We start from the raw sequence: 22688 nt of genomic DNA on the forward strand, positions 1-22688 counted from the left end.
ACGGCTTCCCGGCACCTTCCGCTAGAGCGGTTCGATGTTGTGGTTGAAGCGGAAGACGTTGTCGGGGTCCCAGGTCCGCTTCACCTTGCCGAGCCGCAGCGCGTTCGCCGTGCCCAGACCGGCCCGCACCCGCTCGGGGCCCTCGTCGCCGATGAAGTTGAGATAGACCGCCCCGGTGGACCAGGGCCGTACCGCGCTGCGGACGTCCCGCACCCAGGCGACCGCCTGTTCGTCGTCCTCGGGCCGAGCCCACATGCCGAAGGGGTGCACCGCCCAGGCCGCGCTCCGGTACGGCACCGGGTACTCGGCCGGCCCGGCCGCGATCGCCCCGCCCTGCGGGAACAGCACGTGCTGGGTGCCGGACGGCACCGGCATGCCGTCCGCGCAGGCGCAGTAGGCGTCCACCGCCTCGTCGGGCAGCGCGGCCAGGTACTCGGCCGACCAGTAGTTCCGCAGCCCGGCCGGGAAGTCGAGCATGCACTGCACCTCGGTGTACGGCATCGGGCCGACCACCTCCGCCTCGTGCGGCAGCGCCAGCAACGGCTCGGCGACCTTCCGCAGGCCCTCCTCGCCGCCGGCGTAGGTCACCAGGGCGACGCACACCAGCCTGCCCACCAGGTGCTCCGGTACGAACGGCAGCGGCGGGCCGGTGAGGTACTGCACCACGCCGGCCGCCTCGTCGGGGCCGGTGCGGATCACCTCGCGGAAGGTGCGCACCGCGTCCGGGCCGGACTGCGGCGCGAACAGCAGCAGCGCGATCGAGAAGGCCGGCAGTTCGTGCAGTTCGAGGGTGAGGGCGGTGGCGACGCCGAAGTTCCCGCCGCCGCCGTGCAGGGCCCAGAACAGCTCCGGGTTCTCGTCGGCGCCGGCGTGCGTGAGCTCGCCGTCGGCGGTGACCAGGTCGACGCCGAGCAGGTTGTCGACGGCCAGGCCGAAGGCACGGTCCAGCCAGCCCGTCCCGCCGCCCAGCACGAAGCCGCCGACACCGGTGGTGGGGGCCCGGCCACCGGTGGTGGCGAGGCCGTACGGCTCGGTCGCCCGGTCCAGATCGCTCATGGTGGCGCCGCCCTGCACGCGCACCGCCTCCGCCGCGGGGTCGACGGTCACCGTGTGCATCCCGCGCAGGTCCACCACGAGCGCGCCGTCGCCGGTCGCCGAGCCCGCCACACTGTGGCCGCCGCCACGCACCGCGATCGCCAGGTCCAGCTCCCGGCCGAACCGCACCGCGCGGACCACGTCGGCGTCGTCGGCGCACTGGGCGATCACGGCGGGCCGCCGGTCGATCATGGCGTTGAAGACGGCACGGGCGTCGTCGTACCCGACGTCCCCCGGCGCGAACACCGTACCGACCAGATCCTCACGCAACGCGGCGAGCGCCGTGTGCGCCTTGGAGGGGGAAGCCATGGCCGCCCCCCTTTCGCAAAGAGGGGATTCGTCCTAGACCAACCTAAGCACGAGCGCCCCGCAAGGGGCGCGGGGAAGCGTCGGCCATGCGGCTGCCGCCGCGTGGGCGCGACCAGCCCCCCACGGCGGGTCAGCCCGGCTTGACCGCCAGCGTCGCAAAATAGTTCGACATGTATTGAGCGGATGCGTTGGATTGGTGCGGCGCTTCCGCGAAGCCGGTGAGGACGAACCCCGCGGCGAGTTGCCCGCCGATCTGGTCGGTGAGGGTGTGGCTGTATTCAAGAGCGGCATCCGCGCCGAACTTCGTGGCGCGTTCCTCGGCGGAGTACTGCGTGACATCGCTGTAGGGCAGCTTGTGCACGACGATCAGCTCGCCGCGCTCGTCGAGCGCCTCGTGGTCGAACAAGTACACATCAGGGTTGAGGAAGCCCGCGAGCAGAGTTCCGCCCGGTCGCAGGACGCGGAAGCACTCACGCCACACCGGTGCCAAGTCCGGTACGAACAGGTTGGAGACCGGATGGAATACGACGTCGAATGTCGCGTCGCCGAACGCGCTGAGGTCGCGCATGTCGCCCAGGACGGTGCGCAGCTCGAGTCCCTCGCGCGCCGCCACCATCTGGTCCTGGCCGAGCTGGCGGGGTGAGTTGTCGAACACGGTGACCCGCGCCCCTGCAGCGGCGAGGATCGGACCCTGCTGGCCACCGCCGGAGGCCAGGCACAACACGTCCTTGCCGGTCAGGTCCGTCGGCAGCCAGGAGCGGTCGACCGGCTCATGCCCGACGAGAACGATCGACCAGTCGCCCGTGCGGGCGCGCTCGACATCCTCAGCACTCACCGGCGTCGACCACTCGTTTCCCTCTTGGACATACCTGTCCCAGGCTGCCCGATTGTGGGCAACGGGGTCGACAACAATGTCCTGCACGATTAACTCCCTGCAACAGCCAAGCGGACACCTGCGGTACTGACAGTTCGGTGCCGCTAGCCAACATGATTGCGGGGTGCGGGCTCAACCAAATTGTCGGGCGTCCGAAGTACTCCAGAACGGCCCGGTTGAAATCGCGCATTCCGGTGTCGCTGGTCAGACCGACGCGGCAGACCGGCCAGCGCTTGTGGCCGTCGTCGGTGTACTTGCCTTCTTCCTTGTTGGGGAACGGGATCCCACACGACCGCCACCTACCCCCCGTACGCCCCCGACGCCGTGAGGCGGAGCGCCGTGTCGATCAGCGGCACATGGCTGAACGCCTGCGGGAAGTTCCCCACCTGCCGTTGCAGCCGCGGATCCCACTCCTCCGCCAGCAGCCCGAGGTCGTTCCGCAGCGCGAGAAGCTTCTCGAACAGCTTCCGGGCCTCGTCGACGCGGCCGATCATCGCGAGGTCGTCGGCCATCCAGAACGAGCAGGCCAGGAACGCCCCCTCGTCACCGGGGAGGCCGTCCACGCCCTCCTCGCCGCCCGAGGTCGGGTAGCGCAGGATGAAGCCGTCCGACGTGGACAGCTCGCGCTGGATCGCCTCGATGGTGCCGATGACCCGCTTGTCGTCCGGCGGCAGGAAACCCATCTGGGGGATCAGCAGCAGCGACGCGTCCAGCTCCTGCGAGCCGTACGACTGCGTGAAGGTGTTCCGCTCCTTGTCGTAGCCCCGCTCGCAGACGTCCCGGTGGATGTCGTCGCGCAGTTCCTTCCAGCGCTCCAGCGGGCCGTCCGCGTCCCCGGACTCGATCAGCTTGATGGTGCGGTCCACCGCCACCCAGGCCATCACCTTGGAGTGCACGAAGTGCCGGCGCGGGCCGCGCACCTCCCAGATGCCCTCGTCCGGCTCGTCCCAGTGGTCCTCCAGGTAGCGGATGAGCTTCAGCTGGAGGAGGGAGGCGTAGTCGTTGCGCGCGAGGCCGGTCATGTGGGCCAGGTGCAGGGCCTCGATGACCTCGCCGTAGACGTCCAGCTGGAGCTGGTGCGCCGCGCCGTTGCCGACCCGGACCGGGGTCGAGTTCTCGTATCCGGGCAGCCAGTCCAGCTCGGCCTCGCCCAGCTCGCGCTCGCCCGCGATGCCGTACATGATCTGCAGGTTCTCCGGGTCGCCGGCGACCGAGCGCAGCAGCCACTCGCGCCAGGCGCGGGCCTCCTCGCGGTAGCCGGTGCGCAGCAGCGAGGAGAGCGTGATGGCGGCGTCGCGCAGCCACGTGTAGCGGTAGTCCCAGTTGCGGACGCCGCCGATGTCCTCCGGCAGGGAGGTGGTGGGCGCGGCCACGATGCCGCCGGTCGGGGCGTACGTCAGCGCCTTCAGCGTGATCAGGGAGCGGATCACCGCCTCGCGGTACGGGCCGTGGTACGTACAGTGCTCGACCCACTCCCGCCAGAACTCCTCGGTCGCCTCCAGCGACTGCTCGGGCTCCGGCAGCGCCGGCGGCTCCTTGTGCGAGGGCTGCCAGGAGATGGTGAACGCGATCCGGTCGCCGGGGGCGACGGTGAAGTCGGCGTAGGTGGTGAGCGCCTTGCCGTAGGTCTCCGCGGAGGTGTCGAACCACACGGAGTCGGGGCCGGCGACGGCGACCGTGCGGCCGTCGTGCTTGTGCACCCAGGGGACCACCCGGCCGTAGGAGAACCGCATCCGCAGCATCGAGCGCATCGGCACCCGGCCGGTGACGCCCTCGACGATCCGGATCAGCTGGGGCGCGCCGTCACGCGGCGGCATGAAGTCGGTGACCCGGACCGTGCCGCGCGGGGTGTCCCACTCCGACTCCAGGATCAGCGAGTCGCCGCGGTAGGTGCGGCGGGCGGCGGTCGGCGGCTCGGAGTCGGCCGCGTGGGCCGGGCCGAGCCGCCAGAAGCCGTGTTCCTCGGTGCCGAGCAGACCGGCGAAGATGGCATGCGAGTCGAAGCGGGGCAGGCACAGCCAGTCCACTGTGCCGTCCCGGCAGACCAATGCCGCGGTCTGCATGTCTCCGATGAGTGCGTAGTCTTCGATGCGCCCGGCCACGTGCAACTCCAGTCGAACGGCCACGTCACCCCCCAGGCAAAAGGGGGCTGTCGCTAGTGCGGTCAAGGGGGGTTGTTGTTGTGCGTCGTTAAGCGGTGAAGCAAAGCAGCCCGCCGCGCCCTGAGGCAAAACGACAGTCATAGCTCAACGAACTGCCAAGCTCTCGTGTTCCGGGTGTGACGGGCGGGGGTGTGCCGTGTTTTCCGGCCGGCTCGGCAGCGAGTGTCCGAGCAGGATACGACGCACGTAGATGATCTGCGTGCCGCTCCGGGCAACCCGTGTGGGCCGAATGGGTGAGCCCTGAGTGAAAACACGGTAAGCCAGGCCCCACGTCTGTGCCGATGTGTGTACGGAGCGTGGCCGGAAGCCATCTCTCCGCGGCGCTGATACCCTGGTAGCCCGTGGACCGGTGGGCACGAAACCCCCGAACCGCCGCGACGGCACCCCCGGAGATTTCCGGCGGGCGGCCGTACCGCATGACAGACCGCGACCACGGGAGCCCCCTCTTGGCCATGCCGACGCCTGCTTTTCGATCGGGCACAGCTACGACGACCAAGCACATCTTCGTCACCGGGGGTGTCGCCTCCTCGCTCGGCAAGGGCCTCACCGCCTCCAGCCTGGGCATGCTGCTCAAGGCCCGCGGCCTGCGTGTGGTGATGCAGAAGCTCGACCCGTACCTGAACGTCGACCCGGGCACGATGAACCCCTTCCAGCACGGTGAGGTGTTCGTCACCAACGACGGTGCCGAGACCGACCTGGACATCGGCCACTACGAGCGTTTCCTCGACCGCGACCTGGACGGCTCCGCCAACGTCACCACAGGTCAGGTCTATTCGACGGTGATTGCCAAGGAACGGCGCGGCGAGTACCTGGGCGACACCGTCCAGGTCATCCCGCACATCACCAACGAGATCAAGCACCGCATCCGCCGGATGGCCACCGACGAGGTGGACGTCGTCATCACCGAGGTCGGCGGCACGGTCGGCGACATCGAGTCGCTGCCCTTCCTGGAGACCGTCCGCCAGGTCCGCCACGAGGTCGGCCGGGACAACGTCTTCGTGGTGCACATCTCGCTGCTGCCCTACATCGGGCCCTCCGGCGAGCTGAAGACCAAGCCCACCCAGCACTCGGTGGCCGCCCTGCGCAACATCGGTATCCAGCCGGACGCGATCGTGCTGCGCTGCGACCGCGAGGTGCCGACCGCCATCAAGCGCAAGATCTCGCTGATGTGCGACGTCGACGAGGCCGCGGTCGTGGCCTGCCCGGACGCCCGCTCGATCTACGACATCCCGAAGACCGTGCACGGCGAGGGCCTGGACGCCTATGTCGTCCGCAAGCTGGACCTGCCGTTCCGCGATGTGGACTGGCGGACCTGGGACGACCTGCTCGACCGCGTCCACAACCCCGACCACGAGATCACCCTCGCCCTGGTCGGCAAGTACATCGACCTGCCCGACGCCTACCTCTCGGTGACCGAGGCGCTGCGCGCCGGCGGCTTCGCCAACAAGGCCCGCGTGAAGATCAAGTGGGTGACGTCGGACGAGTGCAAGACGCCGGCCGGTGCCGCCGCGCAGCTCGGTGACGTCGACGGCATCTGCATCCCCGGCGGCTTCGGCGACCGCGGTGTGCTCGGCAAGGTCGGCGCCATCAGGTACGCCCGCGAGAACCGGATCCCGCTGCTCGGCCTCTGCCTGGGCCTGCAGTGCATCGTGATCGAGGCCGCGCGCAACCTGGCCGACATCCCGGACGCCAACTCCACCGAGTTCGACTCCGCCACCGGCCACCCGGTCATCTCCACCATGGCCGAGCAGCTGGACATCGTGGCCGGCGAGGGCGACATGGGCGGCACCATGCGGCTCGGCATGTACCCGGCCAAGCTGGCCGAGGGCTCCATCGTGCGCGAGGTGTACGACGGCAAGGAGTACGTCGAGGAGCGCCACCGGCACCGCTACGAGGTGAACAACGCCTACCGCGGCGAGCTGGAGAAGAAGGCCGGCATCGTGTTCTCCGGCACCTCCCCGGACGGCAAGCTCGTCGAGTACGTCGAGTACCCGCGCGACGTCCACCCCTACCTGGTCGCCACCCAGGCGCACCCGGAGCTGCGGTCCCGCCCGACCCGCCCGCACCCGCTCTTCGCGGGCCTGGTGAAGGCCGCGGTCGCCCGTCAGCAGGCCGAGGCCGAGCAGCCGAATTCGAAGTGACACACCGGTTGTACGGTGGCCGGGGTGCATACCTTCAAAGGGCGGGCACCCCGGTTTCGTCCGGCCGGTCTTCTCGGCCGGTCTTTGAGAAGCGTGTGCGGAAGGGCAGGGCATGACGATCAAGGACACCCCCGAGGAGTGGGAGATCCGGGCGACGGAGACCCCCTTCGTGGGCAACAAGACCTCCGTCCGCACGGACGAGGTGGTCATGCCCGACGGCTCGGTGGTCCGCCGTGACTACCAGGTCCACCCCGGCTCGGTCGCCGTCCTCGCCCTCGACGAGGAGGACCGGGTGCTGCTCATCCGCCAGTACCGCCACCCGGTCCGGCACAAGCTCTGGGAGATCCCGGCCGGGCTGCTCGACGTCCCCGGCGAGAACCCGCTGCACGCCGCCCAGCGCGAGCTGTACGAGGAGGCGCACGTCAAGGCCGAGGAGTGGCGGGTGCTGACCGACCTCTACACCACCCCCGGCGGCTGTGACGAGGCCGTACGGATCTTCCTCGCCCGCGATCTCTCCGAGGCCGAGGGCGCGCGCTTCGAGACGGAGCACGAGGAGATCGACCTGGAGTACGCGCGCGTGCCGGTCGACGAACTGGTGCGCCTGGTGCTCGCCGGCGACGTGCACAACAACTGCCTGGTGACGGGCGTCCTCTCGCTGGTCGCCGCCCGCACCGGCGACGGCCTCGACACGCTGCGCCCGGCCGACGCGCCGTGGCCGGCCCGGCCCTTCGAGTCCTGACCCCCCTCAGGCGGTCCGGTGTGACCATCGCCTGATCCGATCGGGCGATGTGCCCGCCGCGCTCCACCCGGAACGTCCTTGCACGTGAACTAGGCTCGACGCGATTGAGCCGAAAGGCCCGAACCGGAGTCCCGGCGGGCATGCGTGTGCGGTGGGACGGGAGTGTGGCCCGTGACGGATCAGGCGGTGGACACAGGCGGCGCGCGAGTGCCGGCGCCCGCGGCCACGGAAGACCAATTCCTGGGCCGTACAAGGGAGTTGAAGGAACTGCGCGCCGACATCGAGCGCGCGGGCCTGGACACCATCGCCGGCCGCAAGGCACCGCGCGCCCGGGTCCTGCTCATCGCGGGCAGACCCGGATCCGGCCGCACCGCCCTCGCCGGGGAACTCGTACGGCTGGTCGCCGCCGACTACCCCGACGGGGTGCTGCGCGCCCGCCTCGCCGAGCCCGACGGCACCCCCGTCCCCATCGAGCGCACCGCCCGCGAACTCCTCACCGCCCTGCGGCTGCCCACCCCGGCCGGCGCCGCCGAGGACGACCTCACCCACGCCCTGCGCACCGCCCTCGCCGAGCGCCGGATGCTGCTCTTCCTCGACGACGCGCCGGGCGCCGAACACGTCGACGCGCTGCTCCCGGACACCCCCGGCTGCCTGGCCGTCGCCGTCTCCGGCGGCCCGCTCACCGGGATCTCCGACGTCCGCCCGTGCACCCTGGGCGGCCTGGACACCAAGTCGGCCGTGGAACTCCTCGCCCGGTACACCGGCTCGGTCCGCATCACCGTCGACCCGCGGTCCGCCGAGGCGCTGGTCGAGGTGTGCCAGGGGCAGCCCGCCGCGATCACCCTGGCCGGCGGCTGGCTGGGGGCACATCCCAAGGTGGCCGTCTCCGACCTCGCCAAGCGGCTGCACGCCGACCCCGAGGACGGCACCGCCCTCGCCCGGGTCTTCCGGTTCGTCCACGACGACCTGCCCGCCCAGTCCGCCCGGATACTGCGACTTCTCTCACTGGCCCCGGCCGGCCTGGTCGACCCGCACACCGCCTCCTCCCTGGCCGGCTGCTCGGTCGACACCGCCCGCACCACCCTGGACGAGCTGGTCCGCCTCAGCCTGCTGCACCCCGCGACCACCCCGCTGCCCCAGTACGAGGTCCCCGGCTGCCTGCACCCCCTGCTCCGCGGGCTGGCCGAGACCCAGGAACGCGCCGGGGAACTCCAGCTGGCCCGGGCCCGGATGCTGGAGCGCACGGTACGGCTGCTGCAGTCCTGCCGGGCGATCACCGAGACCGACAACCCGCAGGCCCGCGAGAAACTCCAGGCCCTGCCCCGTGAGCTGCGCTTCCCCACCCCCCGGGCCGCCGCCGACTGGCTGCGGGTCCGGCGCCCGGCCCTGCTCGCCGCGGCCCGCGCGGCGGTCGCCGACGGCGAGCTGGACACCCTGGCCCGCCGGCTGATGTCCCAGCTGGTCAAGGCCATGGCGGCACACTTCGGCACCCAGGCGGCCGCCCCCGACCTGTACGGGATCCACCGGCTCGTCCTCGATGTCGCCGAGCGCCGTCACCTGCCCCGCGAGCAGGCCGCCGCGCTGCTGAACCTGGCCGACCTGGACGCGCAGACCGGACGCACCACGGACGCGCTGGTCCGCTATCGGTCCGCTCTGAACGCCGGACGCAGTGCGAATGACCCGTACGCGACCGGCCGCGCAATGGAATCCGTAGGTGGCGCGTACCAGGAGCTGGGGGACTACGACCGGGCCGCCGACTGGTTCGGCCGCGCCCTCGCCGAGCGCCTCGCCCGGGACGAGCGCGCCGAGGCCGCCCGGCTCTACGGCCGTATCGCCGGCGCGCACACCTACGCGGGCCGCTACGGCGAGGCGCTGCGGGCCTGGCGGGCGGCCGTTTCCGGACACCGCAAGAACGGCGATGTGGCCGCGCAGGCACGGGCGTTGAGCGAGCTGGCCCGGGTGCAGGAGTACGCCGGCCGGCCCACGGAGTCGCTGCGCACCTGCCAGGAGGCGGTCGAGTGGGCGCGCCGCGCCGAGGACATCCGGCTGCAGGCCGCGCTCCAGCTGCGGCTCGCCGACACGCTGGAGCGCCTCGGCGACTCCACCGCCGCGAGCCTGCACCGCTCCGCCGCCGAGCGCATGCTGGGTGAGGAGCCCCTCGACCAGGACTCCAGCCCGGAACAGGGAGATAACGCCTGCGAAATCCGTAGCGAGTCCGGCGAAGATTGATGCAATGAAAGGCTAGACAGCCGGAACGCCTTCATTAAACTGGCTCTGCCGCCGGTTCTCCTGCGGTGTCTCCTGGTGTGTTCCCGCATGCCGGGTATGTGCTGTTATGCCCCCACACCCTCTGAGCCAAGGACCGTGATCCACGTGAAGGTCGGCATCCCCCGCGAGGTCAAGAACAACGAGTTCCGGGTGGCCATCACCCCCGCCGGTGTGCACGAGCTGGTGCGCCACGGCCACCAGGTCGTCATCGAGCGCGGCGCCGGTGTCGGCTCGTCGATCCCGGACGACGAGTACATCGCCGCCGGTGGGCAGATCCTGGACACGGCCGACGAGGTGTGGGCCACCGCCGACCTGCTGCTGAAGGTCAAGGAGCCGATCGCGGAGGAGTACCACCGTCTCCGCAAGGACCAGACCCTCTTCACCTACCTGCACCTGGCCGCGTCCAAGGAGTGCACCGACGCCCTCCTGGAGTCCGGCACCACCGCCATCGCCTATGAGACCGTCGAGCTGCCCAGCCGCGCCCTGCCGCTGCTCGCCCCGATGTCCGAGGTCGCGGGCCGGCTCGCCCCGCAGGTCGGCGCCTACCACCTGATGCGCGCGGCCGGCGGCCGTGGCGTCCTGCCCGGCGGCGTCCCGGGTGTGCTGCCCGCCAAGGCCGTCGTCATCGGCGGCGGCGTCTCCGGCTGGAACGCCGCGCAGATCGCCATCGGCATGGGCTTCGACGTGACCCTGCTCGACCGCGACATCAACAAGCTGCGCGAGGCCGACAAGATCTTCGGCACCAAGGTCAAGGCCGTCATGTCCAACTCCTTCGAGCTGGAGAAGGCGTGCCTGGAGGCCGACCTGGTGATCGGCGCGGTGCTCATCCCGGGCGCCAAGGCCCCCAAGCTGGTCACCAACGAGCTGGTCTCCCGCATGAAGCCGGGAAGTGTTCTTGTCGACATCGCGATCGACCAGGGCGGCTGCTTCGAGGACTCCCGCCCCACCACGCACGCCGAGCCGACCTTCCGGGTCCACGAGTCGGTCTTCTACTGCGTCGCCAACATGCCCGGCGCGGTGCCCAACACCTCCACCTACGCGCTCACCAACGCCACGCTGCCGTACATCGTGTCGCTGGCGGACAACGGCTGGGTCGAGGCGCTGCGCCGCGACGCCGCGCTCGCCCGGGGTCTCAACACCCATGACGGCAAGGTCGTTTACCGCGAGGTCGCCGAGGCGCACGGTCTGGAGCACGTGGAGCTCGACACGCTGCTGGACTGAGCCGCTCCGCCGAGGCGGTGACTAAGTCACCTTTTCGTAAAGGCGATACGTCAACAAGCCGCGTCAATCGCGTACACCCGGCCGGACCTTGCCCGACAAGGTCCGGCCGGATGTGTGTATGGTCACTTTGCGACGCTCGGTCAACTCGCCTCGAACGTAACCCTTCGACCGATTCGCACACCGGTGAAACCTGCTGTGCGACGGCCGTACGCCCTTGACAGCGGGATGTTTCATTGCCGACACATCCTGCCGGGTCCGGCGGATTGTGTTGCTGCGGACGCCCGACACGCCATAGAGTCGCCAACCGTCGGCATGGTGCCACGCTGACCTGTCTAGAAGTTTCCTGGTCACCAAGGAGGTAAGACGACTTGTGAATGAGTCGACATTTTCTCCCGGGGGTGGTCAACCAGGAATGCCGGTGAGGGACCAGGGTCCCGCGGGGTTCGAGGCTGTCGGCTCCGTCGCGGTGCGCACCTTCGCAGCCCATCAGAGTTCGCTGACCACGCGGACAGCACACCAGAGCATGGATGGCCATCACGTGAACGCCATGGCCGGCGACGGAAGTGGCGCGCCCCACAGCCAGTTCGCCGACTACGACGACCTGCCCGACGGGCACTTCTACGACCCCGACGCCGAATACGAGCCCGATCCGGAGTACGCGGCCACACTCGCGCCCGACGCGGCCCGCCAGCGCCGCGAGCGCGTCGGCCCGACCGGGCGTCCGCTGCCGTACTTCCCGATCCCGGGCCCGGTGACCAGTCACGGCCCCGCGACGATCATCGCGATGTGCAACCAGAAGGGCGGCGTCGGCAAGACCACGTCGACCATCAACCTGGGTGCCGCGCTCGCGGAGTACGGCCGCCGGGTGCTGCTCGTGGACTTCGACCCGCAGGGCGCGCTGTCGGTCGGTCTGGGCGTCAACCCGATGGAGCTCGACCTCACCGTCTACAACCTGCTCATGGAGCGGGGCATGGCGGCCGACGAGGTGCTCCTGAAGACGGCGGTCCCCAACATGGACCTGCTGCCCTCCAACATCGACCTGTCGGCCGCCGAGGTCCAGCTGGTCTCCGAGGTCGCCCGCGAGTCGACGCTGCAGCGCGCCCTGAAGCCGCTGCTGCCCGACTACGACTACATCGTGATCGACTGTCAGCCCTCGCTCGGCCTGCTCACGGTCAACGCGCTGACGGCCGCCCACAAGGTGATCGTGCCGCTGGAGTGCGAGTTCTTCGCCCTGCGTGGTGTCGCCCTGCTGACCGAGACCATCGAGAAGGTCCAGGAGCGGCTCAACCCGGAGCTGGAGCTCGACGGCATCCTCGCCACCATGTACGACTCCCGCACCGTGCACAGCCGTGAGGTGCTCGCGCGTGTCGTCGAGGCCTTCGACGACCACGTCTACCACACGGTCATCGGCCGCACGGTCCGCTTCCCGGAGACCACGGTCGCCGGCGAGCCGATCACCACGTACGCCTCCAACTCCGTCGGTGCCGCCGCCTACCGCCAGCTCGCCAGGGAGGTGCTCGCCCGGTGTCACGCCGAGTGAGTCTGCCGGGGGCCGACGAACTGTTCCGTACGACCGGGGGGATGGCGCTGCAGCCGTCCACACCCAGGCGCCCGGCCAACGGCGAGGCCCGGGTGCCGGCTCCCGCGAGTCCCGCGGAGAGCGACGGCACGGCGGCCGAGGCCGCCGACGACGCGCCGCACTCGGTGCCCGTGCAGGGCGGCGACGGCGAGGGCGCGGAGCACGTGGCGGCGGAGGCCGAGTCGGGCGACGCCGGGGAGTCCCGCAACCACGCCGTGGCACCGGCCGGGTCCTCGGCGACGGTCACGCCGTCGGTCGACCGGTCCGGGCGGCGGCAGGCGGCGCAGGAAGGTTCTGGCGCCTCCGCCGAGCAGGCCCAGCCCCGCAAGCGCGGCGGCCGGGCACCCGCGCGGCGGCCCAGCGGCCGCGAACGCCACGACGAGAAGATCACCGTCTATGTCTCCGCCGAGGAGCTGATGGATCTGGAGCACGCGCGTCTCGTGCTCCGCGGCGAACACGGACTGGCCGTGGACCGGGGCCGGATCGTCCGCGAGGCGGTCGCCGTGGTGCTGGCCGACCTCGAGTCCCGAGGGGACGCGAGCATCCTCGTACGACGGCTGCGCGGCCGGTAGGGGTAGCCTGCGGGGGCTATGACCTCGACCGACGCTCCCGTTCCCGGCCCCTCCGGCGGCCGTCGGCGTGTGCTGGGACAGGGTCCTGGCACGGCGGCTGCGACGGTTTCCGCGGAGGCGGAGGCGGAGGCGGCGCCCGAGGCCGTCGTGGCGGAGCCGGAGCCTGTCGTACCGGGGCCCGTCGTACCGGAGCCGGAGCCCGTCGTGGCGGAGCCCGGACCCGAGCCGGAGGCTCCCCCTGCCGAGGAGGCCGGCGAGGCTCCCGTCGAGACCACCGAACCGGAACCCGTACCCGACGGGGTCTTCAAGGTCCGGCTCGCCAACTTCGAGGGTCCCTTCGACCTCCTCCTGCAGCTGATCTCCAAGCACAAGCTGGACGTCACCGAGGTCGCGCTCTCCAAGGTCACCGACGAGTTCATGGCGCACATCCGGGCCATGGGGCCGGACTGGGACCTGGACCAGACGACCGAGTTCCTCGTCGTCGCCGCCACCCTGCTCGATCTCAAGGCCGCCCGGCTGCTGCCCGCCGCCGAGGTCGAGGACGAGGCCGACCTGGCCCTCCTCGAAGCCCGGGACCTGCTCTTCGCGCGGCTGCTGCAGTACCGCGCGTACAAGCAGATCACCGACATCTTCAACCGGCGCCTGGACGAAGAGGCCCGCCGCTGGCCCCGTACCGTCGGCCTGGAGCCGCACCTGGCCGAGCTGCTGCCCGAGGTCGTCATCAGCATCGGCCCCGAAGGCTTCGCCAAGCTCGCGGTCAAGGCGATGCAGCCCAGACCCAAGCCGCAGGTGTACATCGACCACATCCACGCCCCGCTGGTCAGCGTGCAGGAGCAGGCCGGGATCGTGGTGGCGCGGCTGCGGGAGCTGGGCGAGGCCAGCTTCCAGTCGTTGATCGAGGACACCGACGACACCCTCACCGTCGTCGCCCGGTTCCTGGCCCTCCTGGAGCTGTACCGCGAGAAGGCCGTCGCGCTGGACCAGGAGACCGCGCTCGGCGATCTGATCGTGCGGTGGACCGGCGGGGACGGCGCCACCCAGCCGGTGGTGACCGACGAGTTCGACCGGCCGCCCGAGCCGCCCGAGCCGCCCAAGGAGGAGAAGGCGTGAGCGAGGACACCACCCAGCTGCCGGCCGGGCTGCGCCCGGTCGCCGAACTCGACCTCAAGCCGGCCCTGGAGGCCGTCCTCATGGTCGTGGACGAGCCCGCCACCGTCGAGCACCTGGCCAAGATCCTGGAGCGGCCGAGGCAGACGATCACGAAGGCGCTGCGGGCGCTGGCCGAGGAGTACACCGCCCAGGGCCGCGGCTTCGAGCTGCGCTTCGTCGCGGGCGGCTGGCGCTTCTACACGCGGGGCGAGTACGCGCCCGCCGTCGAGCGGCTGGTCCTGGAGGGCCAGACCGCCCGCCTCACCCAGGCCGCGCTGGAGACCCTGGCGGTCGTCGCCTACCGCCAGCCGGTGAGCCGCAGCCGCGTCTCGGCCGTACGAGGAGTCAACTGCGACGGTGTGATGCGCACCCTGCTGCAGCGCGGTCTGGTCGAGGAGGCGGGCGCGGAACCCGAAACAGGTGCGATCCTGTACAGGACGACGAACTACTTCCTGGAGCGGATGGGCCTGCGCGGCCTGGACGAACTTCCGGAACTCGCGCCCTTCCTCCCGGAGGCGGAGGCGATCGAGGCCGAGACCCAGGAGGGCGTACCGTCGTTCGATCCGGACGCACCCGATGCGCCGGGTACAGACGACGCAGACGACTAGACGGAAATTTGATGCGAAGCAGCAGCGGCAGGAACAGCAGCGGAAACAACGGCGGGAGCCGTGGTGGCAACAGCGGCGGCCGCGGCGGGAGCAGCGGTGCCCGCGGTAACTACCGCGGCGCCGGTAACGCCCGCGACGACAAGCAGGGGGGCCGGCCGAAGAAGCCGCGCCCGGAGGAGCGGCGCTACGACGTGGGTCCCGGCGCGACTCAGGACGGCCCGAAGTCGGGCCGTGGCGCCTCGGCGCGCGGCGGCGCCAAGGGCGGCCCCAGGCAGGGCCAGGGCACCGGGCGCGGCCGTACCGCTCCGGCGAGCTCGCGTGAGTACGACGCCCGGGCCGAGGAGCGCAACCGGGAGCGGTACGCCGGCAAGCCGGACGTGAAGCTCCCCAAGACCTTCCCGGGCGCCGAGCAGGAGGGCGAGCGGCTGCAGAAGGTCCTCGCCCGCGCGGGCTACGGCTCGCGGCGCGCCTGTGAGGAGCTGATCGAGCAGTCCCGGGTCGAGGTCAACGGCGAGATCGTCGTCGAGCAGGGCAAGCGGGTCGACCCGGAGAAGGACGAGGTCAGGGTCGACGGGCTGACCGTCGCCACGCAGTCGTACCAGTTCTTCTCGCTGAACAAGCCGGCCGGCGTGGTGTCCACCATGGAGGACCCGGACGGGCGGCAGTGCCTCGGTGACTACGTCACCAACCGGGAGACCCGGCTCTTCCACGTGGGGCGCCTGGACACCGAGACCGAGGGCGTCATCCTGCTCACCAACCACGGCGAGCTGGCGCACCGGCTGACCCACCCCAAGTACGGCGTGAAGAAGACCTACCTCGCGCACATCGTGGGCCCGATCCCGCGCGACCTCGGCAAGAAGCTCAAGGACGGCATCCAGCTGGAGGACGGGTACGCGCGCGCGGACCACTTCCGGGTCGTCGAGCAGACCGGCAAGAACTACCTCGTCGAGGTCACCCTGCACGAGGGCCGCAAGCACATCGTGCGGCGCATGCTGGCCGAGGCCGGCTTCCCGGTCGACAAGCTGGTGCGGGTCTCCTTCGGGCCGATCACCCTCGGCGACCAGAAGTCGGGCTGGCTGCGCCGCCTGTCCAACACCGAGGTCGGGATGCTCATGAAGGAAGTCGACCTCTAGAGGGTCCTGTGTCTTCCCTGACGGCCGGTTCCGCGTGCGACGGGACCGGCCGTCGCCGTTCGCGTGAACGGGGCTCCAGCGGCCGCTGAGGGCCTTGCGCGGCGACCTGCACTTTCTTTATAGTCGTAGCGACTATAAGTCGGAGTGACCAGTAAGGGGGTGGACGGGCCCATGCGGGGCTACGACAAGTACGCCTACGAACCCTTCGCCGTCACCGTCGACCTCGCCGTCCTCACCCTCCGCGCGGGTGCCCTGAACGTGCTGCTCGTCGAGCGCGGGCAGGAGCCGTACGCCGGACGGTGGGCGCTGCCGGGCGGCTTCGTGCTGCCCCGGGAGTCGGCCGAGACGGCGGCTCGGCGGGAACTCGCCGAGGAGACCGGACTGTCGGACGTGTCGGGGCTGCACCTGGAGCAGCTGCGCACCTACAGCGAGCCGGACCGCGACCCGAGGATGCGGGTCGTCTCCGTCGCCTTCACCGCGCTGCTGCCCGACGCGCCCGAACCGCACGGCGGCGGCGACGCGGCCCAGGCGCGCTGGCTGCCCTACGACGCGGCGCGGCCGCTCGCCTTCGACCACGAGCGGATCCTGGCCGACGGCCATGACCGGGTCGGCGCGAAGCTGGAGTACAGCAGCCTGGCCACCGCCTTCTGCCCGCCCGAGTTCACGCTCGGCGAGCTGCAGAACGTCTACGAGACCGTGTGGGGCGTCGAACTGGACCGCCCCAACTTCCGCCGCAAGGTGCTCGCCACACCCGGGTTCGTCGAACCGGTGCCGGGTGCCGCCCGGCTGACCGGCGGCCGCGGCAAGCCCGCCGCGCTCTACCGCGCGGGCACCGCCGCCACGCTCCATCCGCCCCTGCTCCGCCCGTCCCGGGAAGGACGCCCCGCATGACCTCGAACCTCGCGTACAAGCGTGCCGCCAGCGGCTCCCTGATCGGTCTCGCCCTCGGGGACGCCCTCGGCTTCCCGACCGAGTTCAACGACGTGCCCTCGATCCTCGCCAAGTGCGGGCCGTGGCGGGAGATGGAGCTGCCCGCGCGGGCCTTCGTCTCCGACGACACGCAGATGACGCTCGCGGTCGGGCACGGGCTGCGCACCGCCATGGACCGGGGGGTGCTCGCGCCCAAGCGGCTGGAACGGCCGCTGCGCGAGGAGTTCGTCAACTGGTACCAGTCGCCCGAGAACAACCGGGCGCCCGGACGGACCTGTCTGAAGGCCTGCGATCTGCTGAAGGAGGAGGGGCGGCTCTGGCAGGACGCCAGCCAGATCGGCTCCAAGGGGTGCGGGGCCAACATGCGGGTCGCGCCGGTCGGGCTGGCGCCCGGGCTGAGCGACGAACAGCGGGCCGGCGCGGCCCAGTTGCAGTCCGGCCTCACCCACGGCCACCCCACCGCCCTGGCCGCCTCCGACCTCACCGCGCGTGCCGTACGACTGCTGGCGACGGGGACCGAACCGGCCGCCCTGGTGGGGCAGTTGCGGTCGTACGCCGTCGGCAACCGCACCCACTACCACCACACCTGGCTCGGCGACCTGTGGACCCGGAGCCAGGATGCGACCCCTGAGGCGTTCATCGCGCGCGGCTGGGACGAGTGCCTGGCGATGCTCGACCGCCTCCAGGAGGCCGTGCGGACCGCCTCCCCGGAGGCCGACCCGTGCCTGGCCACCGGCGCCGGCTGGATCGCCGAGGAGGCCCTGGCCACCGGGCTGCTGTGTTTCCTGCTCTTCACCGAAGAGCCGGTGACGGCCCTGCGCCGGGCCGCCTGCTCCTCCGGCGACTCGGACTCCATCGCCTGTCTGACCGGCGCCTTCGCGGGCGCCTGGCTGGGCGTCGAGGCCTGGCCGACGCAGTGGGCCGACCGCATCGAGTACCGAGGAGACCTGCAGGCCCTGGGTGCGCTCTGGGACGCCTAGGCGTGAAGAGCCGAGGCGCGGCGGGCCCGGAGCAGGAAGTCCGCCACGCGCGCGTGGTCCGGCTCCGCCGGCAGCGGGCTGCCGTGCAGGGCCCGCTCGGCCTCCTCGGCGAGCCGGGTCATCCGGGTCTCGATCTCCGGCCAGGGGACCTCGCCGCGCTTCACCGCCAGGAGTGACTCGCGCGCGTCGCCGACGTCGATCGTCAGCTCGCCCTCGCGCAGCAGATCACGGGCGCTCGTCAGGAGCCGCAGGAGATGCATCGCGTGCTTCCAGCGCGGGGCGCCGTGGACCCGGACGTCGGCGTCGAGCTTGCGGCGCTGGCCCAGGGCGTAGCCGGTGAAGGTGGCGTACGCCTGCCGGGAGAGGAAGGCGCCACGCAGGCCGCGCAGTTCGCGGCCGGTGTCGTCGATGTGCTCGACCAGGGGCGAGTGCAGGCATTCCAGGATGTTGGGGTTGGCCCGCAGTGCCAGCTCGCAGAACCGCTCCAGCTCCCAGGAGAACCGCTCCTCGCCCGGACCCTCCACATGCGTCGGCGGCTTCTCGAAGCGCCAGAACAGGGGCGTGGGGGCGAGGAACACGCCCCGGCGGTCGGTGTCGCTGTCCTCCGTGGCCAGCCCGAAGGCCCGCGACCCCATGACACAGGCGTAGATCGTGTGGTCGCGTACCAGGTCCTCGGGCTGCATGGCCGGGAGCGTACGCGGCCGGTCACGTCAGGGTGATCGAATTTCCGCTCACCGCGATGGACTTGGTGGGCAGCGGCCTCGTGGCCGGGCCGTGCGCGACCGAGCCGTCGGCGATGTGGAACTTGCTGCCGTGGCAGGGGCAGTCGATGGTGCCGTCCGCCACCTGGGAAACCGTGCAGCCCTCGTGGGTGCAGATCGCCGAGAAGGCCTTGTACTCGCCCTTCTTCGGCTGTGTCACCACGATCTTCTGCTCCTTGAAGATCATGCCGCCGCCCTCCGGGATCTGACTGGTCTGCGCCAGCGCCTTGCCGGCGGCCGCGCTCGCCGACCCGGAGGAGGACGCCTCGGCGGAGGCTGACGCGGAGGCCGACGCCGCAGCCGACTCGGAGGCCGGCGCGGAGGCGGAGGCCGATGCGGAGGAGCTGGAGGAACTGTTGTTGCTGTTGCTGCATCCCACGCAGCACGCGGCGAGCGCCGACGCGCCCGTCGTGAGCATTGTGCGGCGGGTGGATCCGTCGGGCATGTCGTCACTCCGAACGTGCGAAAGAACCAGAAGGCGGACGCCAGGGAGTCGCTCCGATCGGAGCAGCAGCATCTTGGCACTGAAAGCACCCAAGGAGAAGCAAGTAGGGATGGAGTGCCACAAAACGTGTGATTCGTACGTCTGATAGCTCAACGCGGGGCGGCCGCGCACCGCACTGGGGCGTTTCACCCCAAGTAGCGGGACGGGGCGATTCGGGTCAGATTGGCGACGGGACACAACCGGTACCGAGAAGACTCCCCGAAAGGCGCGGCCATGGCGGGCAACGATCTCGACCGAATACTCGGCAGCCTGCTGGGCGGCGACGGGAACGGCGCCGGACCGCTGTCCACGCTGATCGGCGCCCTCAGCCAGGGCCAGGGCGGCGGTTCGCTGGACGGCCTCCTCGACAGCCTGGCCAGGTCCGGTCTCACGCGGAAGGACTCCTGGGGCGGCACCGGCACCGACCGGCCCGTCACCGGCGACCAGACCCAGCGGGCCCTGCCCGACGATTCCCTCCGCCAGGTCCCCGAACGGGCCGGCGTCAGTCCAGGGCAGGCCGCGGACCGGACCGCCCGGGGGCTGCCCCGGGAAGTCGACAGGCCGACGCCCGCCGGCGAGGTGCCGCAGGACTCGGTCGAGGACCTGGTCGGGCAGCAGTCCCGGTGAGCCGTCGTCTCAGCGGGCGGGCACCGCGCACCGGCCCGCCGGCGGTCTGACTAGGCTGGACGGACCAAGCGCCGACGTCAGAACAGGAGCAGTGCCGTGGCGGTACGAGCGGTCCGGGGGGCCGTCCAGCTGGAGCGGGACGAGGCCGGACACATGGACGAGCAGGTCGGAGCGCTGCTCACCGCCGTCCTGGAGCGGAACGGGCTGACCGCCGACGACCTGATCAGCATCTGGTTCACGGCCACGCCCGACCTGCACAGCGACTTCCCGGCGGCCGCCGCGCGCAAGCTCGGCATCGTCGACGTGCCCCTGATCTGCGCCCAGGAACTGGACATCGAGGGTGCCATGCCCCGGGTCGTCCGGATCCTCGCGCACATCGAGTCCGACCGGCCCCGCACCGGGATCAACCATGTCTACCTCGGCGCCGCGGCCGCCCTGCGCAAGGACATCGCCCAGTGAGAACCGCGCTCGTCATCGGTACCGGTCTCATCGGTACGTCCGCCGCACTCGCCCTCTCCCAGCGGGGCGTCGTCGTCCACCTCGCCGACCACGATCCCGAGCAGGCCCGCACGGCGGCCGCGCTCGGCGCCGGCACCGACGAGAGCCCGCCCGGCCCCGTCGACCTGGCGATCGTCGCCGCCCCGCCCGCCCATGTGGCCGCCGTCCTCGCCGACGCGATGAGCAGGGGCCTGGCCCGCGGCTACATCGACGTGGCCAGCGTCAAGGGCGGCCCGCGCCGCGAGCTGGAGGCGCGGGGCCTGGACCTGTCGTCGTACATCGGGACCCACCCCATGTCCGGCCGGGAGAAGTCCGGGCCGCTGGCGGCCACCGCGGACCTCTTCGAGGGCCGCCCCTGGGTGCTCACCCCCACCCGGGACACCGACACCGAGGTGCTGAACCTCGCCCTGGAGCTGGTCTCGCACTGCCGTGCCGTGCCGGTCGTCATGGACGCCGACGCCCACGACCGCGCGGTCGCCCTGGTCTCCCACATGCCCCACCTGGTCTCCAGCATGGTCGCGGCCCGTCTGGAGCACGCCGAGGAGGCGGCCGTACGGCTGTGCGGTCAGGGCATCCGAGACGTGACCCGGATCGCCGCCTCCGATCCCCGGATGTGGATCGACATCCTCTCCGCGAACCCCGGCCCGGTCGCCGACCTGCTCGCGGACGTCTCCGCCGACCTCGACGAGACCGTGCGCGCGCTGCGGGCCCTGCAGTCCTCGGACGACGCCAAGCGGCACGAGGGCGGGGCCGGCATCGAGGACCTGCTGCGGCGCGGCAACGCGGGCCAGGTCCGGGTGCCCGGCAAGCACGGGTCCGCGCCCCGCGCCTACGAGGTCGTGGCGGTGCTCATCGACGACCAGCCCGGTCAGCTGGCCCGGATCTTCGCGGACGCCGGCGCGGCCGGGGTCAACATCGAGGACGTGCGGATCGAGCACGCGACCGGACAGCAGGCCGGTCACGTCCAGATCTGGGTGGAGCCGAAGGCGGTGCCGGTGCTCACCGCGGCGCTGCGGGACCGCGGCTGGGCGCTGCGGCAATAGGCTGAATCAGGCGGTCGCGGGGGCCGGTAACCTTGTGCGGGGCGCGACGGCGCCCCGCACACCACCCACCACCCTGCACCCGGAAGGTGTCCCCCCGTGGAAAACGGCGCCGTAAAGCCCGTGATTGTCGCGATCGACGGCCCCTCGGGCACCGGCAAGTCGAGCACGTCCAAGGCCGTGGCCGCCCAGCTGGGCCTCAGCTACCTGGACACCGGCGCCCAGTACCGGGCGATCACCTGGTGGATGGTGAACAACGGCATCGACCTCACCGACCCGACCGCCATCGCGGCGGTCGCCGGCAAGCCGGAGATCGTCTCCGGGACCGACCCGGCCCACCCGACGATCACCGTCGACGGCGTGGACGTCGCCGGGCCGATCCGCACCGAGGAGGTCACCTCCAAGGTCAGCGCGGTCAGCGCCGTCCCGGAGGTGCGGACGCGGATCAGTGAGCTGCAGCGGTCGCTGGCCCACGGCATCGAGACCGGGATCGTCGTCGAGGGCCGGGACATCGGCACGACCGTGCTGCCCGACGCCGACCTGAAGGTCTTCCTCACCGCCTCCGCCGAGGCCCGCGCGGCCCGGCGCAGCGGTGAGCTCAAGGGCGCCGACGTCAACGCCACCCGCGAGGCCCTGGTCAAGCGGGACGCGGCCGACTCCACCCGCAAGACCTCGCCGCTCGCCAAGGCGGACGACGCGGTCGAGGTGGACACCACCGAGCTGACGCTGGCCCAGGTCATCGAGTGCGTCGTCACCCTCGTCGAGGAGAAGCGGGCGGGGAAGTGAGCCTTCCGTCGAACCCGTCGAACCCGTCGGCCCCGTCGATTCCGTCGCAGCGGGGCGCCGAGGTGGGGCGGCGCATCGGTGTCGGCCTCATGTACGGGCTGTGGAAGCCGCGCGTGCTCGGTGCCTGGCGGATGCCGGCGCACGGCCCGGCGATCCTCGCCGTGAACCACTCCCACAACATCGACGGCCCGATGGTCATGGGCGTGTCGCCCCGGCCGACGCACTTCCTCATCAAGAAGGAGGCGTTCATCGGGCCGCTTGACCCGTTCCTGAACCGGATCGGCCAGCTGAAGGTGGACCGGCAGTCCACCGACCGCACGGCGGTCACCCGCGCGCTCGGCGTGCTGGCGGCCGGGGGAGTGCTCGGCATATTCCCCGAGGGCAGCCGGGGCGAGGGCGACTTCGCCTCGCTGCGCGCGGGCCTCGCCTACTTCGCGGTCCGCTCCGGGGCGCCGATCGTGCCCGTGGCCGTGCTGGGAAGCTCCGAGCGGCGCGGACGGTTGGTGAAGGGGCTGCCCCCGCTGCGCGCCCGTGTCGACGTCGTCTTCGGCGACCCCTTCGAGGCGGGCGACGGCAGCGGCCGGCGCACCCGCACCGCCCTGGACCAGGCCACCGAGCGCATCCAGAAGCAGCTCACCAGTCACCTGGAAAACGCCAGGCGTCTGACCGGACGCTAGGCGACACTAAGTAGTGGATCAGCCCGATACGGGGCCTATCCACCGATCACCACGA

21 protein-coding genes and 1 pseudogene are annotated in these 22688 nt (G+C 71.3%); 16 read left to right on the plus strand and 6 right to left on the minus strand.

Annotation, left to right across the window (positions count from 1 at the left end; genetic code table 11):
• Nucleotides 1–21: 21 nt before the first annotated feature.
• The 3 genes from ACWDGI_RS13500 to ACWDGI_RS13510 form a co-directional block, all read right to left on the minus strand.
• A complete protein-coding gene (locus ACWDGI_RS13500; protein ID WP_450758534.1) occupies nt 22–1404 on the minus strand; it encodes an FAD-binding oxidoreductase in 1383 nt (460 codons plus the stop codon).
• Nucleotides 1405–1534: 130 nt separating this feature from the next.
• A complete protein-coding gene (locus tag ACWDGI_RS13505; protein ID WP_450758536.1) occupies nt 1535–2326 on the minus strand; it encodes a class I SAM-dependent methyltransferase in 792 nt (263 codons plus the stop codon).
• A 251-nt stretch (nt 2327–2577) separates the two neighbouring features.
• Nucleotides 2578–4380 (minus strand): glycoside hydrolase family 15 protein, encoded by a 1803-nt coding sequence (locus ACWDGI_RS13510; RefSeq protein WP_450759281.1) that lies wholly within the window; start codon nt 4378–4380, stop codon nt 2578–2580.
• A gap of 512 nt (nt 4381–4892) precedes the next feature.
• Here ACWDGI_RS13510 and ACWDGI_RS13515 point away from each other — a divergent pair.
• The 11 genes from ACWDGI_RS13515 to ACWDGI_RS13565 all read left to right on the plus strand — a co-directional run bounded on the left by ACWDGI_RS13515 (nt 4893) and on the right by ACWDGI_RS13565 (nt 17760).
• A complete protein-coding gene (locus ACWDGI_RS13515) occupies nt 4893–6581 on the plus strand; it encodes a CTP synthase (protein WP_450758538.1) in 1689 nt (562 codons plus the stop codon).
• Between the two features lie 112 nt (nt 6582–6693).
• A complete protein-coding gene (locus tag ACWDGI_RS13520) occupies nt 6694–7320 on the plus strand; it encodes an NUDIX domain-containing protein (RefSeq protein ID WP_450758540.1) in 627 nt (208 codons plus the stop codon).
• Nucleotides 7321–7491: 171 nt separating this feature from the next.
• On the plus strand, nt 7492–9549 hold the full coding sequence (locus ACWDGI_RS13525) for a tetratricopeptide repeat protein (protein WP_450758542.1): 2058 nt from the start codon (nt 7492–7494) through the stop codon (nt 9547–9549).
• Between the two features lie 144 nt (nt 9550–9693).
• Nucleotides 9694–10809 carry an alanine dehydrogenase gene (gene ald, locus ACWDGI_RS13530; protein WP_450759283.1) on the plus strand — a complete coding sequence of 372 codons (1116 nt, stop codon included), beginning with the start codon at nt 9694–9696 and terminating at the stop codon, nt 10807–10809.
• Nucleotides 10810–11221: 412 nt separating this feature from the next.
• Complete coding sequence (locus tag ACWDGI_RS13535; RefSeq protein WP_450758544.1) at nt 11222–12349, plus strand: ParA family protein; 1128 nt, start codon at nt 11222–11224, stop codon at nt 12347–12349.
• Nucleotides 12334–12960 carry a hypothetical protein gene (locus ACWDGI_RS13540; protein WP_450758545.1) on the plus strand — a complete coding sequence of 209 codons (627 nt, stop codon included), beginning with the start codon at nt 12334–12336 and terminating at the stop codon, nt 12958–12960. Before ACWDGI_RS13535 ends, ACWDGI_RS13540 begins: the two co-directional genes overlap by 16 nt.
• An 18-nt stretch (nt 12961–12978) precedes the next feature.
• Nucleotides 12979–14070 carry a segregation and condensation protein A gene (locus ACWDGI_RS13545; RefSeq protein WP_450758547.1) on the plus strand — a complete coding sequence of 364 codons (1092 nt, stop codon included), beginning with the start codon at nt 12979–12981 and terminating at the stop codon, nt 14068–14070.
• The gene (scpB, locus tag ACWDGI_RS13550; protein WP_450758549.1) at nt 14067–14717 is read left to right on the plus strand and encodes an SMC-Scp complex subunit ScpB; all 651 of its coding nucleotides are present in this window, start codon (nt 14067–14069) and stop codon (nt 14715–14717) included. The genes ACWDGI_RS13545 and scpB overlap by 4 nt, the downstream gene beginning before the upstream one ends.
• Nucleotides 14718–14728: 11 nt before the next feature.
• Nucleotides 14729–15850, plus strand: a complete 1122-nt coding sequence (locus ACWDGI_RS13555; RefSeq protein WP_450758551.1) for a pseudouridine synthase — start codon at nt 14729–14731, stop codon at nt 15848–15850.
• Nucleotides 15851–16021: 171 nt separating this feature from the next.
• Nucleotides 16022–16741 (plus strand): NUDIX hydrolase, encoded by a 720-nt coding sequence (locus ACWDGI_RS13560; RefSeq protein ID WP_450759285.1) that lies wholly within the window; start codon nt 16022–16024, stop codon nt 16739–16741.
• Complete coding sequence (locus ACWDGI_RS13565) at nt 16738–17760, plus strand: ADP-ribosylglycohydrolase family protein (RefSeq protein ID WP_450758553.1); 1023 nt, start codon at nt 16738–16740, stop codon at nt 17758–17760. The genes ACWDGI_RS13560 and ACWDGI_RS13565 overlap by 4 nt, the downstream gene beginning before the upstream one ends.
• Here ACWDGI_RS13565 and ACWDGI_RS13570 read toward each other — a convergent pair.
• From ACWDGI_RS13570 to ACWDGI_RS13580, 3 genes and pseudogenes are all read right to left on the minus strand, one after another.
• Nucleotides 17757–18443, minus strand: a complete 687-nt coding sequence (locus tag ACWDGI_RS13570) for a nucleotidyltransferase domain-containing protein (protein WP_450758555.1) — start codon at nt 18441–18443, stop codon at nt 17757–17759. The genes ACWDGI_RS13565 and ACWDGI_RS13570 overlap by 4 nt on opposite strands.
• A gap of 22 nt (nt 18444–18465) precedes the next feature.
• Complete coding sequence (locus ACWDGI_RS13575; RefSeq protein ID WP_450759287.1) at nt 18466–18966, minus strand: Rieske (2Fe-2S) protein; 501 nt, start codon at nt 18964–18966, stop codon at nt 18466–18468.
• A gap of 33 nt (nt 18967–18999) precedes the next feature.
• Nucleotides 19000–19203, minus strand: a pseudogene (locus ACWDGI_RS13580) (DUF6529 family protein); the annotation flags it as partial.
• Between ACWDGI_RS13580 and ACWDGI_RS13585 the strand changes: the two are divergent.
• From ACWDGI_RS13585 to ACWDGI_RS13605, 5 genes are all read left to right on the plus strand, one after another.
• Nucleotides 19189–19632, plus strand: coding sequence for a YidB family protein (locus tag ACWDGI_RS13585; protein WP_450758557.1), 444 nt, complete (start codon nt 19189–19191; stop codon nt 19630–19632). The pseudogene ACWDGI_RS13580 and the gene ACWDGI_RS13585 overlap by 15 nt on opposite strands.
• Nucleotides 19633–19728: 96 nt before the next feature.
• Entirely contained in the window at nt 19729–20091 is a 363-nt protein-coding gene (gene aroH / locus ACWDGI_RS13590) for a chorismate mutase (protein WP_450758559.1), read from the plus strand.
• Nucleotides 20088–21173 (plus strand): prephenate dehydrogenase, encoded by a 1086-nt coding sequence (locus ACWDGI_RS13595; RefSeq protein ID WP_450758560.1) that lies wholly within the window; start codon nt 20088–20090, stop codon nt 21171–21173. Before aroH ends, ACWDGI_RS13595 begins: the two co-directional genes overlap by 4 nt.
• 96 nt (nt 21174–21269) lie before the next feature.
• Entirely contained in the window at nt 21270–21956 is a 687-nt protein-coding gene (gene cmk, locus ACWDGI_RS13600) for a (d)CMP kinase (RefSeq protein WP_450758562.1), read from the plus strand.
• The gene (locus ACWDGI_RS13605) at nt 21914–22633 is read left to right on the plus strand and encodes a lysophospholipid acyltransferase family protein (RefSeq protein ID WP_450758564.1); all 720 of its coding nucleotides are present in this window, start codon (nt 21914–21916) and stop codon (nt 22631–22633) included. The genes cmk and ACWDGI_RS13605 overlap by 43 nt, the downstream gene beginning before the upstream one ends.
• Nucleotides 22634–22688: the final 55 nt, after the last annotated feature.

The organism is Streptomyces sp. NPDC001220 (genome assembly GCF_053597895.1).